Source organism: Coleofasciculus sp. LEGE 07092, assembly GCF_015207375.1.
Taxonomy (GTDB): domain Bacteria; phylum Cyanobacteriota; class Cyanobacteriia; order Cyanobacteriales; family Coleofasciculaceae; genus LEGE-07092.
On sequence record NZ_JADEWY010000060.1, the window covers coordinates 26,804 to 38,059 of the forward strand.

The following is an 11,256-nucleotide window of genomic DNA, read 5'->3' on the forward strand; positions in this document are numbered from 1 at the left end:
GTCACTCTGGCTGAGTTAGCGGAGATTGTACTTGAATTAGGCGCTTATATAGCATTTCCTAGGCGAGCTTCTGGCAAAATTAACATAGCATCACCAAAAGAATAAAAACGATAATCGCAAGCGATCGCTTCTCGATACAAATCCAGCAAGCGCTGACGCCCAATTAAGGCACTAACCAGCATCAACAAGGTAGAGCGCGGTAAATGGAAGTTAGTAATCAACCCCTCCACCACTCGCCACTGATAGCCTGGATAGATAAACAATTCCGTCTTGCCACAATACGGCTGTAATTCTCCACCCGCAGCAGCTCCCTCCAAAGCTCGTACCACCGTTGTTCCTACCGCAATCACTCGTCCTCCCGACGCTTGAGTTGCCCGAATTTTTTCTACTGTTGATGGAGGAACTTCTAGCCACTCGCTATGCATTTGGTGATGGGTAACATCCTCTATCTCCACCGGTCGAAACGTACCGACACCAACGTGCAACGTTACTGACGCCTGCTGAATTCCCCGTTCGCGGCACTCTTTTAATAACTCTGGCGTGAAATGGAGTCCAGCCGTGGGAGCTGCAACTGCGCCCGGTACTTGAGCGTACACTGTTTGATACTGTTCCGGGGTGGCTTGCGTGTTAGTAATGTAGGGGGGTAAGGGAATTTGCCCGTAGTGTGCTAACAACGTTGTTAGAGACAAGCCGATGGGTATGTCGAACTGCAACAGACGCCCGCTCGTCGCTTCATCTCGTGCCACAACCGTCGCTGTGATGGGGAGGGGTGAAGAAGTTTCCTGATTCCCTAATGGGGAAGATTCAACGGGTTGGTGCGGTTCAAATAAAATCGTCGAACCGACTTTGAGACGCCTACCCGGTTTCACAAGAGCCAGCCAACAATTGGGTTGTCGTTCCTCTAACAGCAGTACTTCTACTGGCACACCCGTCGATTTGCGACCATAGAGTCGAGCTGGAATAACGCGGGTGTTATTGAGAACGAGCAAGTCCTTTGGCTTGAGTAGCTGTAGTAGATCCCGAAAAATACAGTGCTGGTGATGAGTTGGGGAATCTATGACCAATAAACGAGAGCTATCTCGGTGCAAGAGTGGGGTTTGAGCAATCTGCTCTTCTGGTAATTCATAGTCGTAGCTCGAGAGCAAGCGATCTATCTGCGAATTCGGGTTTCCCAGCGCTTCCGAGTCTTTACCAGTTTCTAAACTACCGGCTACTGCTATAGAGAGTTCTGAGTTTTGAGATTGGGCATCCATTGGCTCACAGTCTGGGTTCAATTCCTGTCATCCCGCTATTCTACTGGGCAAGCCTTGACTCAACTGACTGAAAAAAGTGTTCCACATATTAGCTCTGAAGATTAAATATGGGTATATCCCCTATTCCACATCGGGGGCTTCTCCCCTAACACTCAGGGGTATAGTCTTGCCACAATGAAGGTATAGCACTTCCTTGGACTCCACCCCAAGCATCTCTATGGATTACCTCTACTTTTTAGCCAATGCTAGCTTGACTCTGCGAGTGGTTGAGTACCTCCACTCCACGTCCCAGCTACCTGTTCAATTTATGACGGTGATTCATCAAATTGACGGCTGGGTCATTAAAGTCAAAATGAACCGTCCTATTACTCCTCAGCAGCACGGGGACTTCCGGGCATTCATGAGTGAATTAGGCATTCCCTACGAACCCGAAATTCGCCTGCAAATGGCTCTTTGGAGTCTGGAAACGGGACAATCCCCCATTGATGTGATGCGCCGCTATCAAGTTGCTGTGGTTTCCCATGGAAGCCCCGATAAGAGCGACATCGAAGCGTTTCGCCAACAGTTCACGATGGGATTGGGATATTGCCCAGAAACTTTGGCTTAATTAGCTTACACCGATTTAACGTCCTCAGTCAAAGTCATGGGCAGACAAAATAACAGTCAGTCAACTAAAGGCTGACTGTATATAGTCTTTTAAGATGAGCTGGTATCCTGCTGCTACGATTGGTTGACCTAACTCAAGAGGTGGAACTTGTACAGCTTCATCAGTAGCAGCGTGGGATGAAGGTTGGGAAAGACGTTGGCAGCTAACTAGAGCAACATCAAACCGACAGGGAAAGTCAGCTAAATCTGAGCGTGCCGCTAGAAATAGCTCGGCTGTCTGCCGGAGTTTAGCTTGCTTAGATGGCGTTATCGCTAGCCGTCCACCTTCATCCCAGTTTCCTGGCTTGCGGGTTTTGACTTCAACGAATGCCAATAGGGAAGAGTTGAGGGAATTGAGTGGGCGGTTCGTTTCCGAAGGGGTTGTATAATCCGCCCTTGCTCCAACTTCAGAGCAGGTAATTAAGTCTATCTCTCCCCAGCGACAACGCCAGCGATGATGCAATATAACCCAACCTTGAGCTTGCAACCACTCAGCGACGAGCTGTTCTCCTAATTTGCCAATATCAGGCGTTTGATTCTGAAAAGTGGCGGTAGGGTCAGGGAAAATATTCACTAGGCTTGCAATAGTTTATCTCAAAAGTCCTGGTTGGGTGCCGCGATCGCTTTAATTGTCTCCACTCCCCATTCTGCTAGGGGATGATTAAGATGTAGCAAAAACTCCCAACCTTGACGATAGTAAAGGATTAATTCCGCAATTTTGTGTTTATTTTCTTCTTTCCCAGCCCCTTGCTGCAAAATTTCTGCCAATAACTCTGGTGAATTTAAGTTCAAATAGGCATCCTTGAACTTAACCCCACTTAGATTAGTGCCGCTGAAGTTAGCACCTGTTAGATTAGCGCAAGTTAGATCCGCTCCACTTAAGTTAGCCCCCACTAACCGCGAATGACTTAGATCTGCTTCAATCAAATTCGCATCACTCAAATTGCTACGACTCAAATCACTCCCACTGAGATTAGCCTTAAACAAGTTAGTATTCCTGAAGTCAGCCCGAATGAGATTAGCATTGCTCAGATTAACCCCTACCGCTGTATTGCCAGTTAATTTAGCGCTGATTAATTGAGCGCCCATTAATTGAGTGCCACTCAAGTTGGCATCAATCAAATTTGCATCAATTAGGATGGCATCAGTCAGATTGGTGGCAACCAGAATCGCACTACTCAAGTTGGCATCCAGTAAAAGGGTATTGCTTAAGTCAGAACCAAATAACAAGGCATTACTCAGATCAGCGTTACTAAAGTTAGCACCCTTGAGCTGTTCAGTGATCAGCATTGCCCCCTTCAAATTAATCCCAGAAAAATTTCGTTGATTCTGGTTGTATTGCTCAATCAGTTGGTTTTCCCTGTCCATTTGTTTGTGTATACCAGAGTTTTCAAGCGGTGGGTATTGCCCACCCTCTATAGAATCAATATCCAAGGCGATTTTTCCGGTTGTCAATCCCGATTCTATGGCTTAATGAGCATTAGCTGCTTCGGACAGGGAAATGTTTGACTTGACGGTTTTCAGCAGGGTGTGGGGTGTAGGGTGCAGGGTGTAGGGTAATATTATCGAAGAAAGGACGTGATCCAACCCATCATCACTTGTACTGAAGGATGGAATGGTTCATTGCTAGTTTTTGTACGGTTATTTGGTGGCTTGAAACAATATGACTCGTCGGCAGCACCTGCATATTCCAGTTACTGTGTTCAGTTTACTTCTCGTCTTCGTTACTGCTGCATGGAGTTTCGGGGCGATCGCTACGCCTGCCCTAGCTGACAACTACGACAAAGAATATCTCGTAAATGCTGACTTCTCAGGTCGCACGCTGACGGATGCTAGCTTTACCAAAACCAATCTCCGCAACAGTAACTTTAGCAATGCCGATTTGCAAGGCGTCAGTTTCTTTGGCGCGAATCTCGAATCAGCGAACTTAGAGGGCGCTAACCTAAGTAACGCCACCTTAGATGCCGCTCGTTTAAGCCGTGCGAATTTGAAGAATGCTGTACTGGAAGGGGCATTTGCCTTTAATACCAAATTTAATGGTGCAATAATTGAAGGCGCTGATTTTACCGACGTTTTCCTGCGTCAGGACGAGCAAGAAAAGCTCTGTGAATCTGCCAGTGGCACTAACCCAATAACGGATCGCAGTACCCGTGATACCTTATTTTGCCCGTGATGGGGTGCAGGGGAGATGGGGGAGACTTCGGCTTCGCTCAGCTTGAAAGTTCAGCTCGTAGCTGGGGAGATAGGGGAGATAGTCAGTGAGTCATACAGCCAAGAATTTTTAGAAAAAGTTGAATGTTGAATAGCTTATGGTAACGACTAACGATTCCCTCAACACTACCCTTACCCCAGGAAGTTTGCGTCGAGTCCATCACATTGCTTTAAATGTGCGCGATATGCAGGCATCTCGTCACTTCTACGGTAATATTCTCGGTCTTCATGAACTCAAGGGGGAAGAGGTTCCCGCCACGCTGCGTGATTTAGTTGCAACGAGAAAAGTTGCTAATTTTGTTACTCCAGATGGCACCGTTCTTGATCTATTTTGGGAACCAGAGCTTACCCCTCCCGATCCCAATCCCCACCGCGCTTTTACCCGCGCCAATCATTTAGCCTTCGATATCGATCCGCAGTTGTTTGACCAAGCCGTTGAGGTACTTCAGCAGCATCGAGTGCCGATTGATCATGGACCTGTTAGCCGCCCGACAGGACGAGGAATTTATTTCTACGATCCAGATGGCTTTATGGTAGAAATTCGCTGCGATCCGCTCGATTAATAGAAGGGAAGGGAGCGATCGCACTTATGAATGTACTATAGGGTTTTCTGAAAGTAGTGAGGTACATTTATAGTTCTTACCCACTCCCTATTCCCTATTCCCTTAGCAACATTTTCATCGTAGCCAGCAATTGTTTCAAACTGACCGGCTTCGTCATATAAGAGGAAGCTCCAGCCGCCAAGCATTTCTCTTCATCTCCAGGCATAGCCAGAGCTGTCAGAGCAATAATGGGAATAGTAGCAGTTTGTTTATGGGCTCGAATCCTTTGAGTAGCCGTTAAACCATCCATTTCCGGCATCTGAATATCCATCAAGATTAAAGAAGGTTGATACTCTTGCGCCATCTTCACGGCTTCCCTGCCCTGCTTGGCAACAATTACCTGATAGCCAGCTTCGCTTAAGTAATCAAACAGAGTGACAACGTTTGTTTCATTGTCCTCTGCAATCAGGATTAGGGGGGTGTCTGAGTGTTTCGGGTTTGTTGCCCTTTCCAGGGGTAGAATTTGAGGGGGTAACTGGTAGTTTGTCGTCTCTTGTAGTCGTTTACTCCTTCGCCAGGGAAGCCTAACCGTAAAACAACTGCCCTTACCAACTTCACTCTTAACGGCGACGCTGCCGCCATGTAGTTCAACCAGCCGCCGCACTAACGACAAACCCAACCCGGTTCCCTCGTGGCGGCGGGAGAGGCTGCTGTCAATCTGCACAAAGGATTGAAACAGTTTCTCCATGTCTTCTTTGGCAATACCAATGCCTGTATCAATGATGCTGATACTGATAATGTCTGCGTTCTGAGAGTTTAGAGAGTTAGAGTCGGTATTGTCTGAGGTTTCAACTTGGACTGCAACCGTTACGCTTCCCCCTTCTGGCGTAAATTTCACCGCATTACTGAGTAAATTAATCAGCACTTGGCGCATTCGTCGCTCGTCTAATTCAATGGGTTCAAGTCCCTCTAGTAATTGGGAATTGAGCTTTATCCTTTTCTTGAAGGCTTGCTGTTTGACAAAGGTCAAGCTAGACTCGCAGAGTCGTGGAATGGAAACAGGGACAAATTGGAGTTCCAATTTCCCCGATTCAATTTTTGCCAAATCGAGAATATCGTTAATCAATTCCAGCAGGTGCTTGCCACTTTTTTCAATAGTTGCCAGGGACTTGCGCTGCTTTGGAGTTAGTGAACCGTAGACTTCCTCTTGTAAGCTTTCCGACAAGCCCAAAATGGCATTAAGCGGTGTTCGCAACTCATGGCTCATGTTGGCGAGAAACTCGTCTTTGAGGCGGGTGGCGCGAGCGAGTTCTGCATTTGTACTAGCGAGGATTTCGTTATTTTGACGCAGTTGCTCGTAAAGTTGGCATTGCTTGATTGCGATCGCTAATTGTGTAGCTAAAGAGGAGAGTAACTCAATTTCCCACGGCTGCCACTCTCTAGGGTGAGAACACTGGTGAGCAATCAGCAATCCCCATAGGATATCATGCTGCACGATTGGCACGACCAGTTCTGCCTGGATGTCAAACTGCTCCATAAACTCTACCATGCAAGGCAGAATGTGATCGCGATTGGTAACGGCGTATACCCGCCCCTGGACATAAGCTTGATAGCACGTTTCTGGAAACGCTTCGGGTGGGAAGGATAATCCAGGAGTCACCCCTTCTGCAATGACGCATCCCGTACCCTCTGCAAAAAGCTGATAGACTAAAACCCGATCCGTTGCCAGCAGTTGTTGCACCTCTTCTACCGTTGTCTTGAGAATCCTATTCAGATCAAAAGACTGGCGAATGCGCTGGGACATTGCCCCCATCAATCGTTCCCGCTCAATCTGTTGCCGTAGTGCTTCTTCTGCCTGCTTGCGAGCGGTAATATCAGATGCCGTACCGAGAATCTGCTTAGGTTTACCCTCGTCGGTGCGACTGAACACAGTATCCCAACTGTAAAGCCAACGCCACTGACCGTTAGTATGCTTCATCCTGTACTCTCCCTCAATGATGTCGCCATCGTCGGCAGCGTTGAGGCGTTGTAGGTTATTCGGAAGTTGCGCTAAATCGTCGGGGTGCATCAAGTTTTGAAAGAGCTGCGAACCCATTTCTTGAATGGCTGCTGGGGTATAGCCCAGAATCGTACCAATCTCACGATTGGCGTAAACGTTGCGCTGTTCTCCCAGGTCGTAAATATAGATAATATTGGGGTTAGACTCGGCAATTCGCTGCACAAAGCGTTGACTTTCCTGCAATGCCAGTTCCGCTTCTTTGCGATCGCTAATGTCACGAAAATAGACTGAAAGTCCTTCCTTAGACGGATAGACACGCACTTCAAACCAAACATTAACAGGAGGATAACAGGCTTCAAAGGCAACGGGTTTTTGCTCCTCTGCCGCTTGGTGATAAGCGCGATCAAACTGCGTCCCTACAGATTCGGGAAATACCTCCCAAATATTCCTGCCGATGAGTTCCGATACCGGACGTTGCAAGAGTGGCTCTAACATGGAATTGAAGTGGGTAAAATTCCACTGACGGTCTAGGGCAAAGAACCCCTCCGTAATGCTTTCTAAAATGTCGTTGATTTTGCGGTGAGATTCTTGCAGGGCTCGTTCGGTGTACTCACGTTCGGTAATTTCTCGATGCAGTTGTTCAACGGTTTTTTCTAACTCATTTGTTCGTTGTCGTACTCGGTTTTCTAGCTGTTCGTTCAAACGCTGCAACGCCTCTTCTGCCTGTTTGCGATCGCTAATATCTCGATAGGCACTTAGAAAGAGTTCTTGATCATCTTGATGAATCACGGATAGAGAAACAAGCAGGGTTTTCCGATTTCCGTTTTTTCCTTGAATCGTCGTCTCAATATTCCGCAGTTTCTTTTTTTTCCCCAATTGCTTTTGCCACTGCTTCACCATTTGGTACAGAACTGGATCGGGATAAAGTAGGGTTAAAAAATCCTCATATCGGTTAGCCTCCTGCCGAGTATAACCTGTAATTTTTTGCATTTGGTAGTTGAAGATACTGAAATACCCGCGTTCATCACTGAGAGTAATCCCTTCACTCACCGTTTCAATAATGGTTGACAAGCGCTCCGCCATGGATTGAATCGCTTGTCCGACTTTTTTCTGTTCTGTTATATCAGTAATAGTGATGACGCGGAAATAGCGTCCAGCTTGTTGAATTGTGCTGCCGTTGGCGATGGTAAGATCGAGAACAGTTCCATCTGGACGCCGTACCTGCCACTCACCCGGACTATCAGGCGGCAGCAAATCTGTAAAGGCTTGCCCTAACAATTCCTCAGCCTGATAGCCGCTCAGTTTGCAGAAGGCTGGATTAACTCGCACAAACCGCCATTGCTCATCGGCAATACACAAACCAACGGGGGCAGATTCATAAAATGACGTTAAAAGTTTTTCGCTCGTTTGGGCTTGTTTTTGAGCGTTTACCCGATGAGAAATATCAATGCAAGAGCCAACTATTTCAAGAATATTCCCCTTTTCGTCTCGTACCAATCTTAGGCTATCTTGTACCCAGATATAAGCTTGATTCTGATGCTGAAAGCGATATTCTAAGGTCGTATATCCCTGTTGAAATAATTGCTCTAATCCGACAAAAATAGCTGAGTTATCATCAGGATGAATGTGGGTTATCCAGAAATCTGCTTGGTTGCAAAAATCTTGACGGGTATAACCCGTTAATGCTCTAATATTTTCACTAATAAATGTAGTTGGGTACGGAATAGTAGCTTGGCAGCTATAGAGAACCGTAGGACTTGCAGATAGCAGATATTGCAAGCGCTCTTGAGTTGCTTTCGCCACGGCTTCTGCCTTCTGACGTTCTGCCAGTTCGGTTTGAATTTTCTGAAAGGCTCTAGCTTGCTGAATAGCGATCGCAATTTGCACACTGAGTTGCTCTAATAAGTCGAGTTCCTCAGGCTGCCACTGTCGGGGGGTGGCGCAGTGATGGGCGACTAACAATCCCCACAATTGCTCATCAATGATAATGGGAACGGTAAGAATAGCTTTAACTTCAAAACGCTTTAACAACTCCAAATGGCAAGGGTGCAATCCTGCGTGATAGATATCCGCTGTAACTTGCCGGCGTCCCTCCAAATATTCAGCACCTCGAGTATCTTGAAAGTAGGTATCACGAAGTTGAGTCCCTTTGACGGAGGTGAAGTTTTCAACAGATTCAGCGACAATAGTTCCATTCCAGTCGGATTCAATCTGATACACCAAAACGCGATCGCAATGGAGTAGTTGTCGTACCTCATTCACCGTTACCTCAAAAATTTCTTGGAGGTTGAGGAATTGACGAATGCGTTGAGCGATCGCACTTAACAGTCGTTCTCGCTCCCCTTGCCGTTGCAGCTCTCCAGTACGGGATTGCACTAACCCTTCCAGCTCACTATTGCGGCTTTGTAACAGCTCCACCTTTTCTGCTTCTAACTGGCAGACAGTTTGCTGCAAACTCTCAATAATACTGTACATTTCCATCGGATCGAGGACTTGCAGCAAAGTGGTTTGAGTGACAATTCCCTGCAATTGTCCGGCAGTATCCGTTACCAATAAACGTCTGACATACCTGCGCTGCATTTCCTGATGCGCCACCCACAAGTTATCAGTTAGATTCAGGCAAAATAGGGGTTGACTCATCACCTCAGATGCCTGCAACTGAGCGAGGTTTAGTTCCAACACCTGGAACTGTACAATATCTCGCTCGGTAACAATTCCCACCGGTTTGAGTTGACGCTCAATGCCTGAACTCTCACAAACCACTACACAACTCACTCCCTGCTCTGCCATCAACTGGGCTAAACTCAGGACTGAGGCATCTGCCCGAGCGCAAACCACCTCCGTTTTCATCACCTCGTCTACGGTTCGCAATTTCAGCAAATTTGCCGGTTGCAGTACAGAACGTAGAGTTGACGGCGTAATGACGCCTAACAAATACCCTTGATCGTCCACAACCGGCAGATGGCGAATCTGATATTGCTTGAAACTGGAGAGAACGGTAAAGATATCTCGAAACTCATGGGATTTGAGAAGGTGTAGAGGTTCGCTCATCACCTGGCGAACTGTTACCCCAGCTAGATTTCCCCCCTGTGCCGTCAACCGCACCACATCCCGTTCAGTGAACACTCCCACCAGTTGCCCTGCTTCTGTTACCAACACGCAGCTACTGGCAATAGTTCGGACTGACACGGAGTCACCCAGTTGGCAGTGACTGCCCCACGCTTGGCTCATTTGCGCCAGAACGTTTGCGATCGCAGTATCAGGTGCCACGGTTAACGGATGGCGATCAACAATATCAGATAAAGCGGGGGAATAGATAGACAAGGGACTGGCAGCTCTGTCCGGTGTCTGTGATAATGATTGCATAGTTTGGAGTAAAACGCGATCGTTTGAATATCGGCTAGTTTGAGAGCGATCGCCTGTTCCGAGTGTGGTAATTGCTATCCATCTGAAATGCGGCAATTTCCCTACCTCTATAGTAGCAGACTTAACTAGCAGCGTTAATGCTGGCTCAATTTACAAATTGAGTACTAGTCTATGCTTATTTTTTGATATAATTTTATTAATATAATTAAGTTAATTCTGTTAAATTAGCCCTATAAAATTGACCTAGCAAAAATACTAAAAAAGCCGATATTTTATTGATAAAAACTTTTGTGACGTTCCCCTATTATGTAGAATACCAGAAAAAAGGAGAAAAGTCCGTGAAACCAGCTCGTATCAAAAAAATGCCACTGATACCTCGCTTGCTAAAATCCTGGCGGGTTGTTTGGGTCGTTTTATTAGCATCTTTACTCCTTTCTGGCTGCGTTAAATATGATGTCTCAGTCAATTTTAAGGATGAAAACCACGGCGCGATCGTGCAGCAAATCCGGTTGGGAGAACAACTAACCAGTTTTAGCAATGCTCAAGCGACCGAATGGTTAAAAAGTATCCAGCGTCGGGCGCGGCAACTCCAAGGGAAAGCCCAAAACCTTTCTAATCAGGCAGTTGTTGTGACTATTCCTTTTAGCAACGGTGAGGAATTAGTCGGCAAATATAACCAATTTTTCAATCCAGTTGATCCAATAGGTTCTCGCTCTAAGGTAGGGGAAAGTGTGGATTTACCTAGTCTCGACTCTAATTTAAGTCTGGATCGCCGCAATTTTTTTGTTGTACAGCGGAATCGATTACGCTACGAGCTAGATTTGCGATCGCTCGCTGTCCTCTCATCCAATGGCAACGTCATTGTTAGTCCAGGTTCGCTATTGGATTTGCAGTTTAACGTGAAGACACCTTGGGGCGCTAAAATTGCCAATCAAGGAGTGAATACGATCGCACCAGAAGTTTATGACGATGGACGCCAGTTGGTGTGGAAGCTTGTCCCCGGTCAGTTCAACCGTCTGGAAGTCGTTTTTTGGCTTCCTAGTCCTTTGGGAATCGGAACGATCATTATTGTCCTGTTAGTGTTGGTTGGTTTTTACGTGAAATATAAATCTTTCCCTTGGACACCCGTTCAACCCGTTGCATCTGAGGCAGTGTCTGACATTTAGTAGCTGATTGACTGACAATCACTTCATGCCCCCTCACCCCCAACCCCTCTCCCCAGGGGAGAGGGGAGCTGATT

8 protein-coding genes are annotated in these 11,256 nt (G+C 46.7%); 4 read left to right on the forward strand and 4 right to left on the reverse strand.

The annotated features are described in order from the left end of the window. Window positions 1–44: 44 nt before the first annotated feature. Entirely contained in the window at window positions 45–1,253 is a 1,209-nt protein-coding gene (gene queA, locus IQ257_RS15655; RefSeq protein ID WP_193874117.1) for a tRNA preQ1(34) S-adenosylmethionine ribosyltransferase-isomerase QueA, read from the reverse strand. Window positions 1,254–1,470: 217 nt separating this feature from the next. Here queA and IQ257_RS15660 point away from each other — a divergent pair, with 217 nt between their 5' ends. After that, window positions 1,471–1,860, forward strand: a complete 390-nt coding sequence (locus tag IQ257_RS15660; protein WP_193874116.1) for a hypothetical protein — start codon at window positions 1,471–1,473, stop codon at window positions 1,858–1,860. Window positions 1,861–1,920: 60 nt separating this feature from the next. Here IQ257_RS15660 and IQ257_RS15665 read toward each other — a convergent pair whose 3' ends face one another. Next, window positions 1,921–2,472 (reverse strand): YraN family protein, encoded by a 552-nt coding sequence (locus IQ257_RS15665; RefSeq protein ID WP_193874115.1) that lies wholly within the window; start codon window positions 2,470–2,472, stop codon window positions 1,921–1,923. A gap of 20 nt (window positions 2,473–2,492) precedes the next feature. After that, window positions 2,493–3,266, reverse strand: a complete 774-nt coding sequence (locus tag IQ257_RS15670; RefSeq protein ID WP_193874114.1) for a pentapeptide repeat-containing protein — start codon at window positions 3,264–3,266, stop codon at window positions 2,493–2,495. A gap of 295 nt (window positions 3,267–3,561) precedes the next feature. Between IQ257_RS15670 and IQ257_RS15675 the strand changes: the two genes are divergently transcribed. After that, entirely contained in the window at window positions 3,562–4,071 is a 510-nt protein-coding gene (locus IQ257_RS15675; RefSeq protein WP_193874113.1) for a pentapeptide repeat-containing protein, read from the forward strand. A 136-nt stretch (window positions 4,072–4,207) separates the two neighbouring features. Beyond that, on the forward strand, window positions 4,208–4,672 hold the full coding sequence (locus IQ257_RS15680) for a VOC family protein (protein ID WP_193874112.1): 465 nt from the start codon (window positions 4,208–4,210) through the stop codon (window positions 4,670–4,672). 94 nt (window positions 4,673–4,766) lie between these two features. On the opposite strand, the gene IQ257_RS15685 is transcribed toward IQ257_RS15680, so the two are convergent. Beyond that, the gene (locus IQ257_RS15685; protein WP_193874111.1) at window positions 4,767–10,112 is read right to left on the reverse strand and encodes a PAS domain S-box protein; all 5,346 of its coding nucleotides are present in this window, start codon (window positions 10,110–10,112) and stop codon (window positions 4,767–4,769) included. A gap of 242 nt (window positions 10,113–10,354) precedes the next feature. Between IQ257_RS15685 and IQ257_RS15690 the strand changes: the two genes are divergently transcribed. Then, window positions 10,355–11,182 (forward strand): DUF3153 domain-containing protein, encoded by an 828-nt coding sequence (locus tag IQ257_RS15690; protein ID WP_322744354.1) that lies wholly within the window; start codon window positions 10,355–10,357, stop codon window positions 11,180–11,182. Window positions 11,183–11,256 lie beyond the last annotated feature (74 nt).